At 72.3% G+C, this 18962-nt stretch carries 16 protein-coding genes, 2 pseudogenes and 1 riboswitch; of the genes and pseudogenes, 14 read left to right on the top strand and 4 right to left on the bottom strand.

Going from position 1 to position 18962, the window contains the following annotated elements; translation table 11 throughout:
- Nucleotides 1–198 precede the first annotated feature (198 nt).
- The 5 genes from HDA31_RS26295 to HDA31_RS26275 all read left to right on the top strand — a co-directional run bounded on the left by HDA31_RS26295 (nt 199) and on the right by HDA31_RS26275 (nt 6382).
- Nucleotides 199–1650, top strand: coding sequence for a cell wall anchor protein (locus HDA31_RS26295; RefSeq protein ID WP_376701415.1), 1452 nt, complete (start codon nt 199–201; stop codon nt 1648–1650).
- Nucleotides 1647–2531, top strand: a complete 885-nt coding sequence (locus HDA31_RS26290; RefSeq protein WP_376701414.1) for an SCO2322-related protein — start codon at nt 1647–1649, stop codon at nt 2529–2531. The genes HDA31_RS26295 and HDA31_RS26290 overlap by 4 nt, the downstream gene beginning before the upstream one ends.
- Entirely contained in the window at nt 2524–3771 is a 1248-nt protein-coding gene (locus tag HDA31_RS26285) for a CbiQ family ECF transporter T component (RefSeq protein ID WP_246384323.1), read from the top strand. Before HDA31_RS26290 ends, HDA31_RS26285 begins: the two co-directional genes overlap by 8 nt.
- On the top strand, nt 3768–5399 hold the full coding sequence (locus tag HDA31_RS26280; RefSeq protein WP_178063175.1) for an ABC transporter ATP-binding protein: 1632 nt from the start codon (nt 3768–3770) through the stop codon (nt 5397–5399). The genes HDA31_RS26285 and HDA31_RS26280 overlap by 4 nt, the downstream gene beginning before the upstream one ends.
- Nucleotides 5396–6382 carry an ECF transporter S component gene (locus HDA31_RS26275; protein ID WP_246384324.1) on the top strand — a complete coding sequence of 329 codons (987 nt, stop codon included), beginning with the start codon at nt 5396–5398 and terminating at the stop codon, nt 6380–6382. Before HDA31_RS26280 ends, HDA31_RS26275 begins: the two co-directional genes overlap by 4 nt.
- A riboswitch (cobalamin riboswitch) is annotated at nt 6381–6599 on the top strand. It overlaps the preceding gene by 2 nt.
- Before the next feature lie 179 nt (nt 6600–6778).
- On the opposite strand, the gene HDA31_RS26270 is transcribed toward HDA31_RS26275, so the two are convergent.
- Both HDA31_RS26270 and HDA31_RS32690 read right to left on the bottom strand, forming a co-directional pair.
- Nucleotides 6779–7246 carry a DUF2399 domain-containing protein gene (locus HDA31_RS26270; RefSeq protein ID WP_311774390.1) on the bottom strand — a complete coding sequence of 156 codons (468 nt, stop codon included), beginning with the start codon at nt 7244–7246 and terminating at the stop codon, nt 6779–6781.
- Nucleotides 7247–7309: 63 nt separating this feature from the next.
- Nucleotides 7310–7435 (bottom strand): annotated as a pseudogene (locus HDA31_RS32690) (TIGR02679 domain-containing protein); the annotation flags it as partial.
- A 550-nt stretch (nt 7436–7985) separates the two neighbouring features.
- On the opposite strand from HDA31_RS32690, the gene HDA31_RS26265 reads away from it, so the two are divergent.
- The 6 genes and pseudogenes from HDA31_RS26265 to HDA31_RS26245 form a co-directional block, all read left to right on the top strand.
- The gene (locus HDA31_RS26265; RefSeq protein WP_178063176.1) at nt 7986–9191 is read left to right on the top strand and encodes a glycosyltransferase; all 1206 of its coding nucleotides are present in this window, start codon (nt 7986–7988) and stop codon (nt 9189–9191) included.
- Nucleotides 9192–9257: 66 nt separating this feature from the next.
- Complete coding sequence (locus HDA31_RS32685; RefSeq protein WP_260422069.1) at nt 9258–9380, top strand: hypothetical protein; 123 nt, start codon at nt 9258–9260, stop codon at nt 9378–9380.
- A gap of 560 nt (nt 9381–9940) precedes the next feature.
- The gene (locus HDA31_RS26260) at nt 9941–10237 is read left to right on the top strand and encodes a helix-turn-helix domain-containing protein (RefSeq protein WP_178063177.1); all 297 of its coding nucleotides are present in this window, start codon (nt 9941–9943) and stop codon (nt 10235–10237) included.
- 242 nt (nt 10238–10479) lie between these two features.
- Nucleotides 10480–10809, top strand: a complete 330-nt coding sequence (locus HDA31_RS26255) for an ATP-binding protein (protein ID WP_260422068.1) — start codon at nt 10480–10482, stop codon at nt 10807–10809.
- A gap of 505 nt (nt 10810–11314) precedes the next feature.
- The gene (gene cspE, locus HDA31_RS26250; protein ID WP_013283833.1) at nt 11315–11518 is read left to right on the top strand and encodes a transcription antiterminator/RNA stability regulator CspE; all 204 of its coding nucleotides are present in this window, start codon (nt 11315–11317) and stop codon (nt 11516–11518) included.
- A 501-nt stretch (nt 11519–12019) separates the two neighbouring features.
- Nucleotides 12020–12301, top strand: a pseudogene (locus tag HDA31_RS26245) (transposase); the annotation flags it as partial.
- A gap of 99 nt (nt 12302–12400) precedes the next feature.
- On the opposite strand, the gene HDA31_RS33230 reads toward HDA31_RS26245, so the two are convergent.
- Complete coding sequence (locus tag HDA31_RS33230; protein ID WP_178063178.1) at nt 12401–13822, bottom strand: DUF4153 domain-containing protein; 1422 nt, start codon at nt 13820–13822, stop codon at nt 12401–12403.
- Between the two features lie 16 nt (nt 13823–13838).
- Here HDA31_RS33230 and HDA31_RS26235 point away from each other — a divergent pair, with 16 nt between their 5' ends.
- From HDA31_RS26235 to HDA31_RS26225, 3 genes are read left to right on the top strand one after another with little or no spacing between them, the layout of a single operon-like run.
- The gene (locus HDA31_RS26235; protein ID WP_178063179.1) at nt 13839–14186 is read left to right on the top strand and encodes a hypothetical protein; all 348 of its coding nucleotides are present in this window, start codon (nt 13839–13841) and stop codon (nt 14184–14186) included.
- Between the two features lie 31 nt (nt 14187–14217).
- A complete protein-coding gene (locus HDA31_RS26230) occupies nt 14218–17898 on the top strand; it encodes a WD40 repeat domain-containing protein (RefSeq protein WP_178063180.1) in 3681 nt (1226 codons plus the stop codon).
- A gap of 36 nt (nt 17899–17934) precedes the next feature.
- Nucleotides 17935–18507 carry an AraC family transcriptional regulator gene (locus tag HDA31_RS26225; RefSeq protein WP_246384326.1) on the top strand — a complete coding sequence of 191 codons (573 nt, stop codon included), beginning with the start codon at nt 17935–17937 and terminating at the stop codon, nt 18505–18507.
- Nucleotides 18508–18571: 64 nt separating this feature from the next.
- Here HDA31_RS26225 and HDA31_RS26220 read toward each other — a convergent pair whose 3' ends face one another.
- Nucleotides 18572–18910, bottom strand: a complete 339-nt coding sequence (locus HDA31_RS26220; protein WP_178063181.1) for a winged helix-turn-helix transcriptional regulator — start codon at nt 18908–18910, stop codon at nt 18572–18574.
- Between the last annotated feature and the right edge of the window lie 52 nt (nt 18911–18962).

The raw sequence follows: 18962 nt of genomic DNA, 5'->3' as shown, positions 1-18962 counted from the left end.
CGCAACCGTGAGCGGAGCATCGACTCCGCGAGCCGGAATGCCTCGTCCGGGACGAGCGGCTTCCACTGTCGAGGTCTACAGGGTGAAGTCCGGGCCGCCGAGGTCCGTCCATCCCGCTCAGAGCGTCACGCGAGCGGGGTGCCGTCTCCTCGGGCGCGTTCCGGCACCTTCACCGACCGCTCTGCGAAAGGCACCTCCATGCCCCTGTCCCGGCACCGGCGGATCGGCACCGGTCTCGTCGCCAGCACGGCGGCGACCCTCGCCGCGATCGCCGCCCTGCCCCTGACCGTGGTGGCGGCACCCGCACCGGCCGACGCCGCCGCGGCACGCGAGGCCGCGTCCTGGTTGGCCGGTGAGGTCACCGACGGGGCGCTTCCCGGGCCGTTCGGCGGCCCGGACTGGGGCCTGACCATCGACGCGGTCATCGCCTTGTCCGCGACCGGGGTGGCCGCCTCGACCCGGCAGACGGCGACCGCGCAGGTCGCGGCGCACGTGCGCTCCTACAACAGCTACGACGACTGGGGCATCGAGGGCTTCACCGACGGTGGGGCCACCGCGAAGCTGCTCTACGCGGCCGCCGCCGCCGGAGCCGATCCCACCGACTTCGGCGGCTTCGACCTGCGGGCCGAGGCCCTGTCGCTGGTCGCCGGGGCGGACGCCGGGCATCAGCGGGGGCGGATCACCAGCCGCACCACCGCCGACAGCGGTCCGGACGCCAGCAACACCTTCGACCAGTCCTTCACGGTGCTGGGCTTGGCCCGCAGCGGCGACGTCCCGCAGGACACCGTCGACTTCCTCGTCCGGCAGCAGTGCGCGGCCGGTGGCTTCCGGCTCTACCCCGACACGGGGGACGGCCCGTCACCGTCGTGCGACGAGCAGGCCGATGCCACCCTCGACGTCGACTCGACCGCGATGGCCGTGCAGGCGCTGCTGGCCGCCGCCGACGAGGGGGCCGCGGGTGCCGCCGACGCGGCAGATCGGGGCGTGACCTGGTTGGTCGCCCAGCAGCATTCCGACGGGTCGTTCGGCGGCTCGGGGCCGACGACCGGCGCGAACTCCAACAGCACCGGCCTGGCCGGGCAGGCGCTCGCCGCCGCCGGACGCCAAGCCGAGGCCGCCCGCGCAGCGGGCGCGCTCCGCGTGCTCCAGCTGACCACGTCGCACGGCGGCGAAGCCGCCGCCGACGCGGGGGCCATCGCCTACAACGCCGAAGGCATGACCGCCGCTGTCGGGTCCGGGATCGACGACGTCTCCCGGGACCAGTGGCGCCGGGCCACCGCGCAGGCCCTGCTCGGTCTCGCCCAGGTGCCGCTCGGCCGCATCGGCCTCGACCTTCCGCCGTCGTCGCCCGGGCCGACTCCAACGGGCACGGCCTCACCGACCGGAACGGCGTCCCCCACGCCCACCGGGTCGCCGACGCCGACCGCACCGGCCAGCCCGACCCCGAGTGCGTCCGCCAGCACCACGGCACCGGCCCCGTCACCCACCGTGTCGGCGACCGCCGCCCCGACCGCCACGCCGACCGCCCCGGGGGGTGCGGGTGGCCTACCGACGACCGGCGCGGCGATCACCACGTACGTGCTGATCGCGCTCCTGATGGTCGGTGGTGGGTCGCTGCTGCTGCTCCTCAGCCGACGGAGGGCGACGTGATCGTCCGGATCGTCCGCGCCGGGCTGGCCGTCGTCCTGGCCGCCGTCGGCGTGGTGGGCGAATCGGGCAGCCCGGCGATGGCAGCCGGTGCGGCCGGCTACTGCCCGGACGCCTCCGGCGTCACGGTGGTGGTCGACTTCAACGAACTCGGCGGCGGGACGGTGGTGCGGTGCGCCCGGGGCGAGCAGTCCACCGGCCTGACGGCGCTGAAGAGCGCCGGTTTCCTGGTCACCGGCACGCTGCGCTGGGGCGAGGGGTTCGTCTGCCGGATCGAGGGCAAACCGTCGGCGGCGGCCGAGAAGTGCGTCGACACGCCTCCGGCCAGCGCCTACTGGTCGTACTGGCATGCGGCCAACGGCGGCAGTTGGACGTACAGCGACAAGGGTGTGCTCAACCGCAAGCCGCCGGCCGGCACCTTCGAGGGCTGGTCGTTCTCCCTCAACCGCACCGCCAACGACGCGCCCCGTCCCGGCATCGCACCGAAACGACCGTCGCCACCACCACCGCCCACCACCGGTGGCGCACCGGTCACGCCACCGGCCGGCGGCGGGCCGGTCGCGTCTTCGTCGGCGGCCGGCGGTGGCCCCGGTTCGGCAGCGCCGACGACACGCGCGTCCGGGTCTGCGGCGCCCTCCGCTACGACACCGGTCAGTGGATCGCCGGAGACACCTGGCGCGCCGGCCACCGCGCCGCCGACCGGCGGGTCCGGCGGCCCATCGCCGGGCGACTCCGAGGAACCGGTGCTGACCGGTGTCGCCGCACCCCGTGACGACGGTGGCGTCCCGCTGGGCACGGTGACGGGGGTGTTGCTGCTGGCGGCACTCGCCGCCGGTGGCGTGATCGCCGCGAGGCGGCGGCGGGCCGTCGACCAGGATGACTGACCGGGACAGGCGTCACTCGGGCACGACCCCCCGAGCCGGCCGGGCGACATGGTGGTGGCCGGCGCCACCGTTGCCCCGAGGCCTGCACCCGGGAGCGTGGTGGCTCTGGGCGCTGGGCCTGGCCACGGCGGCCAGTCACACCACCAATCCGTTGCCGCTGGCACTGCTGATCGCCGTCGCCGCGCTGGTGGTCGTCCGGCGGCGCGGCGACGCGCCCTGGGCGCTGGCGTTCCGGATGTACCTGGTGCTCGGCGCGGTGATCGTGGTGATGCGGGTGGTGTTTCGCATCGTGTTCGGCGGCGGGCAGGGCGACCACGTGCTGATCCGGTTGCCGGAGATCCCGCTTCCCGCCTGGGCGGCCGGCATCCGGTTGTTCGGCCCCATCGCCGTCGAGCAGGTCCTCGGCGGGTTCTACGACGGGCTGCGGCTGGCCGCGATGCTGATCTGCCTCGGCGCGGCGAACGCGCTGGCCAACCCGAAACGGCTACTCAAGGCGGTGCCCGGCGCGTTGTACGCGGTCGGCACGGCCGTCGTGGTCGCGTTGTCGGTCGCCCCGCAGCTGGTGGAGAGCGTGCTACGGGTCCGCCGGGCACGCCGGTTGCGTGGCGCGTCCGGGCGCGGGATGCGGGCGCTGCGGGGCATCGCCCTGCCCGTGCTGGCCGACGCGCTGGACCGGTCCCTGGCCCTCGCGGCGGCGATGGACTCCCGGGGTTACGGCCGGACCGCGGCGGTGCCCCCGGGCCAGCGCGCCACCACCGGCGCGCTGGTGCTCGGCGGGCTGATCGGCGTGTGCGCCGGCACGTACGGGCTGCTCGACACCGGGCCCGGTTACCTCGGCCTGCCACTGCTCCTCGGCGGCCTGGCCACCGCCGTGGCCGGGATGCTGCTGGCCGGCCGCCGGGTCCGCCGCAGCCGCTACCGGCCGGATCGCTGGCACCCGGCCGAGCTGCTCGTGGCCGGCTGCGGCGTGGCCGCCGCCGCGCTGACCATGCTGGCCGGCTCGGTCGCCCCGGAACTGCTCTATCCGCCGGTCAGCCCGCTCACCTGGCCCCGGTTGACGCCGCTGATACTGCTCGCCGTCGCGGTCGCGGCGGCCCCCGCCTGGCTGGCGCCGCCACCACCCGTGGCGCGGGCCACCCGCCCACCGGCGGTGGTCCCGGCACTCCCCGCCCCAGGCCCGCGGGTGGACACGGCGCGTCCCACCACCACGTCGTCGCCGGTGACGGGAGGTCCCTCATGATCACCTTTGACCGGGTCACCGTCCACTACGTCGAGGGCGGGCCGCCGCCGCTGCGGGACGTGACGCTCCGCGTCGAGGAGGGCGAACTCTGCCTGGTCGCCGGCCGGACCGGTGCCGGCAAGTCGACCCTGTTGCGGGCGATCAACGGACTGGTGCCGCACTTCACCGGCGGCACCCTGCACGGCACCGTCACCGTGGACGGCCGGGACACCCGCCGGCACCCGCCGCGCGACCTCGCCGACGTCGTCGGCGTGGTCGGCCAGGACCCCATGGCCGGGTTCGTCACCGACACCGTCGAGGAGGAACTGGCGTACGGGATGGAGCAGTTGGCCCTGCCACCGAGGGTCATGCGCAAGCGGGTGGAGGAGACCCTCGACCTGCTCGGCATCGCGGACCTGCGCGATCGGCCGCTGCGGACGCTTTCCGGCGGCCAGCAGCAGCGGGTCGCCATCGGCGCGGTGCTCACGGCCCATCCCCGGGTGCTGGTGCTCGATGAGCCCACCTCCGCGTTGGACCCCACCGCCGCGGAGGACGTGCTCGCCACCATCACCCGGCTGGTACACGACCTCGGCGTGACCGTGGTGTTGGCCGAGCACCGGCTGGAGCGGGTGGTGCAGTACGCCGACCGGCTGCTCTACCTGCCCGGCGACGGGAGCGTGATCGACGGGACACCGGCAACGGTGCTGGCGCACATCGACATCGCGCCGCCGCTGATCGAGCTGGGCCGCCTCGCCGGCTGGACACCCCTGCCGCTGTCGGTGCGCGACGCCCGTCGGCGGGCGTCCGACCTGCGGCACCGGCTCGCCGGCGTGGATCCGCCGCCGGCCACGGAGGTGACGGACAGGGCGGCGGCGCTGACCGCGCGGAAGATCGTCGTACGGTATCCGGGCACGGTCGCGGTGGCCGGCGTCGACGTCGACCTGCGTCCCGGCGAGGTCGTCGCGTTGATGGGCCGCAACGGGTCCGGCAAGTCCAGCCTGCTGTGGGCGGTGCAGGGCAGCGGCCCCCGCCACGGCGGCACCGTCGCCGTGGCCGGACCTCAGGGGACCGTCGACCCGAAGAGCCTGCCGGCGGGCCGGGCCCGCCGGCACGTCGGCCTCGTCCCGCAGAACTCCGGCGACCTGCTCTACCTGGAGACCGTCGACGCCGAGTGCGCCCAGGCCGACCGGGAGACCGCAGCGCCGACCGGCACCTGCCGGGCGCTGCTGGACCAGCTCACCCCCGGCCTGCCCGCCGACCGGCACCCCCGCGATCTGTCCGAGGGGCAGCGGCTGGCCCTCGCGCTCGCCGTCCAGCTCACCGCCGCTCCGCCGGTGGTGCTGCTCGATGAGCCGACCCGTGGCCTGGACTACCACGCCAAGCGGCAGTTCACCGAGGTCGTCCGCACGTTGGCAGCCGCCGGCCGCGCCGTGGTGGTCGCCACCCACGACGTCGAACTCGTCGCGGCCCTCGCCGATCGGGTGATCGTCATGGCCGAGGGGGACATCGTCTCCGACGGCAGCACGGCGGAGGTCATGCTCGCGTCACCGGCTTTCGCCCCGCAGGTGGCCAAGGTCCTCGCCCCCGCGCCGTGGCTCACCGTGGAACAGGTCGCCGCCGCGCTGACCCAGAGCCGGGCACCGGCGTGACCGTGTTGCGGGTCGCCCCGCGTACCGCCGTGGTGCTGGCCCTGGCCTCGGCCGCCGCCCTGGCGACCTTCACCTGGCCGTTCTTCGTCCCCGCGCAGCCGGAATCCACCGCCCGCACCGGCGAGGCACCGCTGGTCTTCTTCCTGATGCTGCCGGTGCTCGTGGCGCTCGTGCTGGCCGAACTCACCTCCGGCGGCATGGACAGCAAGGCCCTGGCGATGCTCGGTGTGCTCGCCGCCGTCAACGCCGCGCTGCGCCCCCTGGGCGCGGGCACCGCCGGCATCGAGACCGTGTTCTTCCTCCTGGTCCTCGCCGGCCGGGTCTTCGGTCCCGGATTCGGGTTCCTGCTCGGTTCGACGTCCCTGTTCGCCTCCGCCCTGCTCACCGCCGGCGTCGGACCGTGGCTGCCGTTCCAGATGCTGTGCGCGTCCTGGATCGGCCTGGGTGCCGGCCTGCTTCCGCCGAGGCTGCGCGGACGGGCCGAGACCGCCGTCCTGGCCGGATACGGCGCGCTCGCCGCCTACGGCTACGGCCTGCTGATGAACCTGTGGTTCTGGCCGTTCAGCACCGGCGCGGACACCCAACTGTCCTACGTCGCGGGCGCGCCGGTGCTGGAGAACCTGCACCGCCTCGCCCTGTTCACCGCAGTCACCTCCACCTTCGGCTGGGACACCGGCCGCGCGATCACCACCGCGGTGGCGATCGTCCTGGCCGGCCCTGCGGTGCTCGCCGCGCTGCGCCGCGCCGCGCGCCGGGCCGCGTTCGACGCTCCGGTCACCTTCGTCGCAGCCGAACCGCAGCCGCCGGACACTGCTGCCGACAGCGCCGAGGTCGCAGGCCCGACCGGCACTGACATGGCCGTTCCCGCCGCCGGGCCGGCCCCTGCGCCACCCACCCAACCGCCCGGATCCATGGGCAAGGGCGATGGGGGAGGTAGGTCACATCCAGGGCCGAGCCGGCCGTCAGCTGACCAGGAACGCTAGGCTGGTTACCGGCGCTGGTTCGCCCAGGCGTTGTCACGCTCGGGCGTCGTAAGAGGGAACCGGTGGGAATCCGGGACTGCCCCGCAGCGGTGAGTGGGAACGACCGCCGTCACCGGCACTGGGCCCGTAGGGCCCGGGAAGCGACGGCCAGTAGGAGACACCGGCGTACCCGGTCATGCCCGCGAGTCCGAAGACCTGCCCGCGCTGCGCACACAAGAGGTGTGTGCGCAGCCGTCGACCTCGCGGGCGGGTCGAACGGGTGACGCGCTGCGGCGGGTCCTCGACGTGCACTGCGAGGAGGCGCTCTTTCGATCTGCGGCTACATCCGTGTTCGATACGCGGGCCTGCGGCGTTCGACCTACGGCATCCAGCAGGTTGGTCAACTCCTGCCAGCCATTACCCGGCTCCGGTCACGCGCAGGTCGGCGATCAGCAGGTCGAGCAGCCGTTCCTCCATCACCGCGCGGCCGGTCCGCCGCATCGACTCGCCCAGCGACTCGTCCCACGGTGTCCGGGTGGGCGTACCGATCAGTGCCGTGCCGGTGCCCGCCCTCGGCAGGTAGTCAGCTGCGGTCATCCGCCACGGGACCGCGCCCCGATATCGCTGGAGAGCCGCCGCAGTCAGTCGTACGCCGGTCCAGTCGAAGTCGTTGCGCCACCGGATCGCCGCTCCGTGAGCGGCGCCGAGCAGTGTGTGGACGGCGACCGACGGCACTCCTTCGGTGCAGATCAGCGGTGGGGCCTGGGCACCGAGCGTTGTGGTGGCCGCGCGCAGCACCGCGGGGTTCTCGCAGACGTACACCTCGTCGCAGTCCAGTGTGAGCGGTGCCAGGCGCAGTTGGTGCAGGGTGACCCGGATCGGCACGCCGGCCTGCGCGGCCTCGGTGAGCCACCGCCCGAGCAGGCCGCCGGTGGCCCGTACGTTGAGCACCAGCACCTGACTGGCGAGGTCGTCCGGGACCAGACCGACCGATTCCCACAACGCCCGTTCCCGCTCACCGTCGACCGGGAGCGCCGCCTGCTGCCAGGTGGCGACGGCACGGAGGACGAGCCCGCGTAGCGGCCCGTCGTTCGTAGTCGATCGGGGACAGGTTGCCGGGACTCGAGTGGCGTCGGCGCGGGAAGTGCCATGTCTCGATCCACTCGAAAATGGCGTTGGCCAGCTCCTGGCGGGTGGCTCACGGCTGACGTTCGAGCAGCTCCAGCTGCATCGAGCCGAAGAACGACTCGACCATGCTGTTGCCGTCGCAGTCGCCGATGGAGCCCATCGAGCCGAGCAGCCCGGCCGGGCGGAGTCACTGCCCAAGCCCCAGCCGGTGTATTGGCTGCAGTGGCCGGAGTGGACCACGGTTTGCCCCTCGGTGGGGCGGCGTCGCCAGCGGGCCATGTCCAGGGCGTCGATGACCAGCTCGGAGCACAGTGGTCGGCGATCGACCAGCGCACGACCCGGCGGCGGCAAGGAGGAGCGCAACAAAAACGGCAAGGAGTCGCATCCCCTTGCCATAACTAACATATACCGCAACCGGGGGCTTGCGGCAAGGCCTGGGGGTGCGCGCAGAATCGCTGTCCGTAACTGGAATCCGCGTGGAGATGGGGGTTGCGACATGCGGGTATTGCTGTCGACATTCGGTGGCCGTGGCGATGTCGAGCCACTGGTCGGGCTGGCGATCGCGCTGCGGGAGGCGGGCGCGGGCGTGCGGGTGTGCGCCCCGCCGGACTGCGCCGAGCGGCTGGACCAGTTCGGGGTGGAGTTGGTGCCGATCGGCCAGTCGGTGCGCGAGATGGTGCACGGGCCGGCCCCGACCACGGTGCCGGACGTGCCGCGCAAGGCCGCCGAGCTAATGGCCGAGCAGTTCGCCGAGCTCCCAGCGGCCGCCGAGGGCTGCGACGTCATGGTGGCGACGGGCCTGTTCCCGGTCACGGCGAGCGTGCAGTCGGTGGCGGAGCGGCTGGGCATCCGCTATGTCTACGCCGCGTACTGCCCGATCTTCCTGCCGTCGCCGGCCCACCGCCCGCAGCCAGCGCCGACCCGGCCGCTGCCGCCGGACGTCACGGACTGGAAGGAGCTCGACGCGCTGGCGATCGAGGGCTACAACGCGGTCTTCGGCGCCGCCCTCAACCGGGAACGGGCGGCGATCGGCCTGTCTCCGGTCGACAACGTCCGCGACCACGTCTTCACCGCGGACCCGTGGCTGGCCGCGGACCCGACCCTGGCCCCGTGGCCGGCCGACGCCGCGAACCCCGTCGACGTGGTGCAGACCGGCGCGTGGATGGTCCCCGACCCGCGTCCGCTCGACCCCGGTCTGAGGGCATTCCTCGACGCCGGCGACCCGCCCGTGTACGTCGGCTTCGGCAGCATGCCCGCACCGCAGCACGCCGCGGAGGTCGCCCTGGCCGCGATCCGCGCGCATGGCCGTCGCGCCGTCGTCTCCCGCGGCTGGGCTGGCCTGACCCCGTCCGCCGACGCGGACGATGTCCGCGTGGTCGCCGAAGTCAACCACCGGGCGCTGTTCCGGCGCTGCGCCGCCGTCGTGCACCATGGCGGCGCCGGCACCACGACGACGGCCGCGTTGACGGGCGTACCCCAGGTGTTGGTTCCGCAGATGGCTGATCAGCCGTACTTCGCCGCCCGCGTCGCTGCCCTGGGCATCGGCGCCGCCCACTCCGGCCCGTCTCCGACCGTCGAGTCCCTGGCAGCCGCCCTCGGGCAGGCCCTGTCGCCCGAGACCCGGTCCCGCGCCGCCACGACGGCCGCCACCATCCGCCCGGACGGCGCTGCGGTGGCCGCGAACCTCATCCTCGACCTCTGACGCCCGCGCCAGTCCACTTCTGTCGGGCCGACGCGTCTGGTGCAGGCGCGTCGGCGGGGCGTGCTGATGACGTTCGACATCGCTGATGGTCGCATCCGCTGGATCGCGTCGTTTCCCGACCGGCGGAGACTGTCTCGCGTCGAGCGCGGCTTTCCTGATGGCTGGAGGTCAGGAAATCTGGGCTTCTGAGCCTAGACATCTTCGGCGGTGTGGCATACTCTTCTTCGAGTCAAGGGGAAAGATCCGTCAAGACGCAGACGGGTCGTCCGGCCGTGGGGTCACGACGGGCGGCGAGGAGAGGGACAGGCTGCACCGTTCCCTCCTGAGAGGCAGTAGGCAGAGTAGGAGCACGTCAGTCCCGGCGGAGTGCACGCCGGGGTGCAGGTGGGGCCAGGGCTCTCTTCGGGGCTCCAGCTGATGTTCGCCGCACGTGTCGGGGTCATGAAGTCGCGTGGGCTCCGGCGCCGGCAGACCGCACGACAGCAAGAGAAAGAAGTGGCAGAGGAAAGGGAGGGCCGTACACCGTTGGATCGCCCGCCGTCGGCCGTCATGTCAGGCCGGGCGGACACCGCAGTTTCCATCGAACGAGAGGTGGTCTCCGGTCACGCATATGCGATCCTCGCACCCGAAGCCGTCAGTGACGGTTGGTGCGGATACGACGAGCCGACGTTCCTGTCGGCAGATGGTGTTCTGACCCGTAACCCTGGGCCCCGGCGCGTAAGCGCCGGGGCCCTCGACGTGGAGGTGACATGGGGCGAAACCCCGATGACATGTTCGGCGACGAGAACACTCCGGCCTACACCATCGGTCAGGCCGCGGAGATGCTCGGCACCACGCAGGACTTCCTGCGCCGCCTGGACGAGGCGAAACTGATCAACCCGCACCGCTCCGGTGGCGGGCACCGCCGCTACTCCCGCTACCAGCTGCGCCTGGCCGCCCGGGCCCGCGAAATGGTCGACGACGGCACCGCCCTGGAGGCCGCCTGCCGGATCATCATCCTGGAGGACCAACTCGAGGAAGCCCTCCGGCAGAACGAGAAGCAGTAGCCCGACCGCGGTGACGGGGCCGGCCGGCACGCCGTCGTGCGAGGTGGTCGGCGAGCGATGAGCCAGCCGGCCAGGCGAAGGTTCCCGTCCCCGCTCGGTCCTGGCACCCCCGCTCGTCGCACCTCTTCACATCCCGGCCGGCGACCGGGATGCTGTGCGTGACCGGCGGTCCGAGGCGGTCGCCGTCCTACGTCGGCTGGCACGCCCGGGCACGCCGGGTCGGCGGCGGGTAGCGTCCGATCATGGCCAGCGGCGGAACGGACGACGTGGGTGGCGGGTGGAACACCGCTCGCGGCACCGACGACGTGGCGTTGTTGTCGGAAGAGATCACCGTTGCGCGGGTGACGGCGCTGCGTCACGCGGTCGCCGCAGCAGCCCGTTCGGCGGGTCTGGCCGGCCACGGGCTGGAGGACTTCGTCCTGGCGGTGCACGAGTTGGTCACCAACGTGGTGCGCCATGGCGGGGGCAGCGGCGAGGTGCGAGAGGGGATGCGGTGCCAGTCGCCGCCGACCGGACCGAGCAGGCCGCCGCTGGCCAGGCGGCGGCGGTGCTCAGGTAGTGGGCCGTCATGACCACGATCGTCGAGTTCGGCGCGGAGGGTGTTGGCGAAGCCCTCGGCCGTACCGAGTTGGCCGCGTAGGGCAGTGGTGGCGGGTGGGGAACGTGGCAAGCCTGTCGAGCAGGTCGGCGCGGTCGGTGCCGGCCGCGGTGTCGAGGGCATCGAGGACGGTGAGGAAATCGCGCGACTCGTCGAGGGAAACGGCGTCACCCGGGGGGCGCGTCCACGATCGCCAGGCGCGCCGGGTCGCCGAGCACGGCGTGGATCCGAGCGCGCCTCCGCAAAAAAGCAAGCTCAGCGGCCAGGCCCACCGACCGCCATCGGACCCGACGATGGATCATGTGTTACAGTAACCGAGTTGCAGTTTTGATTTCCGTAGACGTTTTCCGGCGCCTGATGGGGCATCTGAAACCCATCCAGGCGCTTTTCGTTTTTCGTGTCGTTTCGACGCGGGTGATCAACGCGGCGGCGTAGGGGTCCGCACAGTGCGGCCTCTGACAGCCTGCGAAGGAGCAGACATGACTACAGGCACCGTGAAGTGGTTCAACGCCGACAAGGGCTTCGGCTTCATCAGCCCGGACGACGGCGGCGCCGACGTCTTCGCCCACTTCTCCGCGATCTCGGCGAGCGGCTTCCGCAGCCTCGACGAGAACCAGAAGGTGGAGTTCGACATCACCCAGGGCCAGAAGGGCCCGCAGGCGGAGAACATCCGCCCGCTCTGATCCACGCTCTGCGAACGGCGGCCCGACTGGTTCAGCGGGCCGCCGTTCGGCGTCTCATGCGCTCTTCGGCACAGCGAAATCGTCCGATCGGCAAGAGGCCGGCCATGGCTCAGTAATGCTCCGCGTTCTCCCGTGGATCGATGAGGCCTCGGGCGCTGGTCTGCCAAGGTCGACTGTCAGCCGTCCAAGGCGCGCCTCTGGCTCATGAACTAGGCAGACACAAACATCGACCCATACTCCTAACGTGCGGTCGCGGCCAGGTTGAGCACACCATGGTCGGACTCGACGCCGTACCTCCTGATGATGTCAGCCAGCCGGGGCCGGGGTACACGGCGTTACGTCCTGAAGGGTTGATGACTATGACGACGACCTACTCGGGTCCTGTGAGGCTGATTCTGGTCGACGGTGCCTGCATCTCCGGCATGGCTTCCCTCAGCACCAACCAGCGCGGCGGACTCAACGGCTGGGGCGGCACGTTCCGTCCGGACGAAGGAAAACTACGCAGTCCCAGTCGAGGGCTTCGCCCAGTTCCTCACACCCCAGCCGGGAAACGCCGACGGGCTCTCGCACTGGATCAACGATGTTCGCGCGGCAGATCTGCCCCATCTGCACGCCTATGCTCGGGGCCTGGAACGGGACCGCGACGCCGTGAACGCGGCGCTCACGCTTCCGTACAGCAACGGCCCCACCGAAGGCGTCAACACCAGGACCAAACGGATCGCCCGTCAAATGCACGGACGAGCGGGCTTCACCCTGCTCCGCCACCGCATCCTCCTCGGGTAACGGCACGCACGCTCCGTCACCACCGAATGTGAGACAGGGCCGTTCGTTGACAGACCTGATCGCGCCCACGTACCCCTGAGCGGTCGCTCGACTGGGAGCTCAGTCAGCGTCAGGCAAGTCGTACCGCCCGTACGCCGCCGAACACGGACCCAGGGCGTCATCGTCGAGGTGGGCCCGGGCGGTGGCGCGGCCCAAGTTCCACTCCTGCCACGCGTCGCGCCGGTTGGACCCCGACGAGGGCGCCGAGCCGCCGGTCAGTTCGTTGGTGATTGCGGCCAGCGCGCAGGAGCGGTACGGCTCCGGCAGCTTCTGCAGCGCCGGAACGGCGTCGGCGGACAGGGTGCTGAGGTAGTACACATCGATCCCGTGCTTCTCGAACCGGTTCACGTTCTGTTGGGCGATGAACGCGTCGGGATTGAGCACGGCTAGGCCGATCAGCGCGCCGACGGCCGCGGCGAGGGCGGCCCGGGGCACCCATCGTCCCCGCAGCTTGATCCCGGCCACCAGGATGAGCAGGAACAGCACTCCCAGCCACAGTTCGCCGACGGTCACCAGCAATCGTTGCCGGGTGAACCCGTACGCCTGCTCGTAGGCCGCCATCCGGGAGAGGGCCGAGGCGACGATGACCAGGGTCAGGGCCGACAGCAGCCCCAGCAGCGTGCGCAGCAGCACCCGGTCGGACACCGTGGCCCGGGGCGCGATCTGGGCCGCTACGCCCACCACGATCACGGTGAGCCCGGTGACCACCAATAGCTGCCAGAAGCCGGCCCGGGCGTACTCGGCGTACGTCAGCCCGGCGGTCTTCGCCACGTGCTCACCGCCGCCGAACAGGACCGTCGCCTGGACCGCGACGAAGCCCGCGAACAGTGCGACCAGTCCGCCGACCGGAAGGGCCCACTCGACCCGGCGGACCAGCCCCAGCCGCGACCCCGGTTCGGGCATGGTCGTGCCGGTCAGCAGACCGTAAGCCGCGACCGCCGTCACCACGACGGCGGCCGCCGCCGACCCCAGCCACTGCACCGAGGTGCTGCCGTCGACCGATGGGATCAGCACGGACAACACCTCGGCGAACGCCGCGTCCGCCTCGGCCAGCAGGAACCCGAAGACGGCCAGCAACGCCACCGCTACCAGCCCGGCGATGGTGGTCCGCCGGGCCGCGCCCCGATCCTGAACGCGGATCCTGATCGCGTCCTTGAGCAGCCATTGCAGCGCGGCCGGCACCGAACCGACCACCCGCAGCGGGGCGGCAACCAGGCTGCCGGCCGACCAGCGATCGGCCAGGGCCACGCAGCCGACCACCCCAGCGGCAAGCATGCACAGGACGAACAGCCACTCCGCCGCGCGCACCGCGCCCACGGCGATCAGCGCCACCACGGCCACGGCCTCGCCGGCCCGGACCGTCGTACGACCGGACCACGCAAAACCGCTGCCGGCCGAGACCACTATCGCGGCGGCGACGGCGAGAGCGGTCAACAGCCACCCGATGCCCGGCCGGTCCCACGACAGCGCGACGGCCGCCACGATCGCGGCGCCCGCGGTGGCGGTGATCGCCGCTCGGGGCCGTGGCGCGGGCGTGGATTCGGGCGGCCCGGACTCGTGCGACGACGACTCGTGCGACGACGAGGCTGGCGACGACGGCTCGGGTGGCTCGCTCGGTGGTGGCGTGGCGGTCGTGACGGGCAACGACATCAGATTCCCTTCGGACGCGGTGACGCGGCTTGCGGATCTGTGTCTAGTGGGCGGCGGGTTGTCCGGCTTCGGGAATGCGGTATGGACAAACAACAGTGGACAACCGATTCGGCCGTTCCTGTGGTTCGAGGTTGTCCGGTTTCCGGATGTGGGAACTAAACAACCGTCGACCAGGCCATTCGACGACGGCCGCTGATAGCATTCGCGTCTGTCGTTGGAGGTGGGAAATGCCGCGTCCGGAGCGTCCGGTGGATCCGGGCGAGGGGCCGGTGCAGCGGTTCGCCCTCGCCTTACGGGAGCTGCGGCAGTCAGCGGGCAATCCGACGTACCGCGCGTTGGCCAAGCGGGCGCACTACTCGGCAACCGCGCTGGCGCAGGCCGCTGCGGGCGACCGGCTGCCGACCCTGGCGGTGGCGGTGGCGTACGCCCGCGCCTGCGATGGCGACCCCGAAGAGTGGACGGCCCACTGGCGGAGTGCGGTCGCGGAACTGGACGCTGCGGCGCCACCGGCGACCGGTGCCCCCGATCAGGTCGGGGACCGGCCGCCGTACCTGGGCCTGGCCGCCTACGGACCCGACGACGCGGACCTGTTCTGCGGTCGGGACCGCCTCGTCGCCGACCTCACGGACCGGCTGGCCCGGCACCGGTTCGTCGCGGTGGTCGGGCCGTCGGGCTCGGGTAAGTCGTCCCTGCTGCGGGCCGGGCTACTGCCGGCCTGGTGCGCGAACGAGGATCTGCGGACCGTGGTGATCACCCCCGGTGCCCACCCGGTGCGGGAGCTGGCGGACAACCCGGTGGCCCCGGGCGCCGACAGTCTGCTGATCGTCGACCAGTTCGAGGAGGTGTTCTCCCTCTGTGCGGACGAGTCCGAGCGGGAGACCTTCATCCGCGCGTTGCTCGCGGTGGCGGGCGAGGTGGGCGGCCGCACCTGGGTGGTGATCGGGTTGCGGGCCGATTTCTACGCGCACTGCGCCCGCGTGCCCGAGCTGGTGGCGGCGCTGCAGGACGCGCAGCTGCTGGTCGGCCCGATGACGCCCGAGGAGCTGTCGGTCGTCGTCACCGAACCGGCGGCCCGGGCCGGGCTGATGGTGGAGAAGACCCTCGTCGCCACGATCATCGCCGAGGCGGCGTCCCGGCCGGCGGTGTTGCCGTTCGTCTCCCACGCCCTGTGGGAGACCTGGCGGCGGCGGCGCGGCGCCGGGCTGTTCCTGGCCGGCTACGAGGCGGCCGGCGGCCTGGACGGCGCGCTCGCGCAGTCGGCCGATCGGGTGTTCGGGGAGCTGGACGAGGAGCACCGCCGGGCGGTCCGGCGGATCCTGCTACGGCTGACCGCGCTGGGCGACGGCACCGAAGACACCCGCCGGCGAGTCCCCCGCGCGGAGCTCGGCGACGACGCCGTCACCGCGCACGTCCTGGAACGCCTCGCGGCGGCCCGGTTGGTGACGATCGGCGAGGAGACCGTGGAGATCGCCCACGAGGCGCTCATCCGGGGCTGGCCGACGCTTCGGGACTGGCTCGCCGCCGACCGCGAGTCGCTACGCGCCCACCGCCGCCTCACCGGTGCCGCCACCGACTGGGCGACGCACGGCGAGGACGACGCGTTCCTGTACTGGGGCAGCCTGCTCGCGGGCTGGGCCGACCGGGACACCGAATCCCTCAACGGGACCGAACGCGATTTCCTCGCCGCCAGCCTGGCCCGGCAGAACCGCGACCACGCCCGCCGCCGGCGGCGGCTGCGGGTCACCATCGGCAGCCTGGTCACGGGCCTGGTCACGGTCAGCCTGCTGGCCGTCCTCGCCGGGGTACAGACCGTCACGGCGAATGCCCAACGCGACCTCGCCGTCGCCAGCAGTCTGGCCGCCCAGTCGCGCGCGGTGCTGACGACCCAGCCTGACCTGGCGAACCTGTTGGCGCTGGCCGGGCTCGGCCACTCCGTGACGGCGCAGACCGTGGCCAGCGCGCAGGCGGCACTCTCGGCCCCGATGCACGTCGCGCGGCCACTGATCGGGCACTCCGGCGCGGTGACCGCCGTCGGGTACAGCCCCGACGGCGGCACCGTCGCCACCGGTGGCGACGACGGCACCGTACGGTTGTGGACCGCCGGCCCGACCGCCGCGCTCACCCAGGGCAGTGCCGTGACGGCGATCGCCTTCACCCGGGACGGACGCCTGCTGGCGACCGGGGGAGTCGACGGGACCGTGCGACTATGGGACGCGACCACCCACCAGCCCCTCGGCACGTTGACGGGTCGCGCCGCAGTCAACGCGGTGGCCTTCCATCCGGACGGTACGGCCATCGCGACCGGGCACGCCGACGGTGCCGTCCGGCTCTGGGACACCCGCACCAGCCTTTCCCGGCCCGTGCCGGTCGGCCACGACGGCCCGGTGAACGCGGTGACCTTCGACCGCACCGGGCTGATCCTGGCCACCGGCGGGGACGACAACACCGCCCGGCTGTGGAACACGGCGACCGGTCAGACGACGATCCTCTCCGGCCACACGGGCGAGGTCTTCGCGGTCGCGCTGAGCCCGGACGGCACGACCCTCGTCACGGGTTCCGCAGACGGCACCGCGCGGATCTGGGACGCCACGACCCACGAGTCCCGGGCCAGTCTCGTCGGGCACACCCGCGTCGTGCGGGCCGTGGCGTTCGGGGCCGACGGCCGCACCGTGGTGACCGGAAGCTGGGACGGCACCGCGCGGATCTGGGACACCACCACGCACCAGCCCCTGGCCACCCTCACCGGCCACACCGACGAGGTGCTGGCCGTGGGGACGAGTCCCGACGGTACGACCGTCGTGACCGGCAGCCGGGACGGCACCGCCCGCACGTGGGACACGAGGACGAGCCGGTCCGTCGCCACGCTCGGGGGCCACACCGGCTACGTCGACGCGGTGGCGTTCAGCCCGGACGGCCGGACCGTCGCCACAGGAAGCAGGGACGGCACCGTCCGCCTGTGGGACACCGCCCGGCACGGTCAGCTCGCCGTCCTCGACGCCAGGGCCGGCTTCGTCTTCACCGTGGCGTTCAGCCCGGACGGAACGACCCTTGCCACCGGTCACAAGGATGGCCGGATCCGACTCTGGGACACCAGCACCCGCCACCAGAAGGCCACCCTCACCGGGCACACCGACGGCGTCGCCTCCGTCGCCTTCAGCCCCGACGGCCAGCTCCTGGCCAGCGCGTCCACCGACGGAACGGCCCGGTTGTGGGACCTGGCCACCCGACGCGCGTCCGCCGTGCTGACCGGCCACACCGGCTGGGTGGACGCCGTGGACTTCAGCCCCGATGGCAGCACCGCCTCGACCGCCTCGACCGACGGCACGGTCCGGCTCTGGGACTCTGACGCCGGCAGCACCATCGTTACCCTGGCGCCCAGGACCGGCCATCTGAACGCGGTGGCGTTCAGCCCGGACGGCCGTACCCTCGCCATCGCCCCCGCCGACGGCACCACCCAGCTGTGGGACATTGCCGCCCGTCGAGTGGCGTCCGTCCTGACCGGACACACCGCAGAGGTGAACGCGGTCGCGTTCAGCCCGGACGGGCAGACCATCGCCACCAGCAGTCGGGACGGCACCACCCGCCTGTGGGACCGCGACCGTGGCCGGACGATCGTCGGTCTCACCGGTCACGTCGGCTGGGTCACGGGGGTAGCCTTCAGCCCGGACGGCAGGACGCTGGCCACCACCTCCTGGGACCGCACCGCCCGCCTTACCCCCACCCCGGACACCTGGCCCGCCGAGCTCTGCCGCCGAGCGGGACGGAACCTGACCCTCGGCGAATGGGCCTACCACGTCGGGTCGGAGCCCTACCGGCGTCTCTGCCCCGAGCTACCCTCCGGCCAGGGAGCCGACCCCACCGCGCCCGCACTGACCTATCCCGACCTCTCGCCTTCCGCCGGTGGCTGACTGATTCGGCGTCTGCGCTGTCGGTGGGCGGCGCTGGTGCCACTGCTGGTCGAGACCCTCGGCGACAGCTCCCGGCTGCGCTGGTCCATCGACCTGATGATGGAGGAGTTCCGCGAGGCGCGGCCGGGCTCGGACCTGATGGCCCAGCACCTGGCCCACATGATGCTGGTCCAGGCTCTGCGCTTGTGCCTGTCCATCCGCTCCGGCGACGAGATCGGCTGGTTCGCCGCCCTCGCGGACCCGCAGATGAGCGCGGCCCTTGCCGCGGTGCACGCCGACCCTGCCCACCCGTGGACCGTGCAGGAGCTTGCCGCGCTCGTCGGCATGTCCCGCACCACCTTCGCCGAGCGCTTCCGCGCCCGCGCCGGCGAGACACCGATCGCCTACCTGACCCGTTGGCGCATGATGCTCGCCGGTGAGAAACTCCGGCACAGCGACGACACCATCGCCCGGATCGCGAGTTCTCTCGGCTACGTGTCCGAGCACGCCTTCAACACCGCCTTCAAGCGCGTCATGGGTATACCGCCCCGGCATTACGCCCGTTCCATGGCAAGGGAAACCATCGGCGAGCACCAGAGAGGCGGTTTGGCGCGGTTGCGGAGTTCATGAAGACATCTTCCGACTCGATTCATCTGGTGCCGAACGCACTGCCCGTCTTGTCGCTTCGACCGTATTACCGGTTGTCGTATGCCGCACGGGCGGCGTCGATGTGGGGAAGGTGCGTGATGCTCCACTCGAGCAGCGGCGCGGTGGCCTCGCGCAGGGTCCGGCCCATCGTGGTCAGCTCGTAGCTCACGTGGGGCGGCATTACCTCGCGAACCGTGCGGGTCAGGATCCCGTCGCGTTCGAGGTCGCGCAGCGTCACGGTAAGCATGCGCTGGCTGATGCCGTCGATGGCCCGTTTGAGCTCGGTGAAGCGCTGCGGCCCGTCCTTGAGCATGCGCACGATCAGCAGCGCCCACTTATCCCCGACGATGCCGAGGACTTCGCGGGCCTGACACGGGTCCTGCACTGGTTACCTCCTGAGAACCGGGGCACCGAAATGTGCCGTATTGCCGGGGGCG

This window comes from Micromonospora carbonacea (assembly GCF_014205165.1).
Taxonomy (GTDB): Bacteria; Actinomycetota; Actinomycetes; order Mycobacteriales; family Micromonosporaceae; genus Micromonospora; species Micromonospora carbonacea.
The sequence above is the reverse complement of the archived record's forward strand: the minus strand, read 5'-3'. Positions and strand labels throughout refer to the sequence as shown.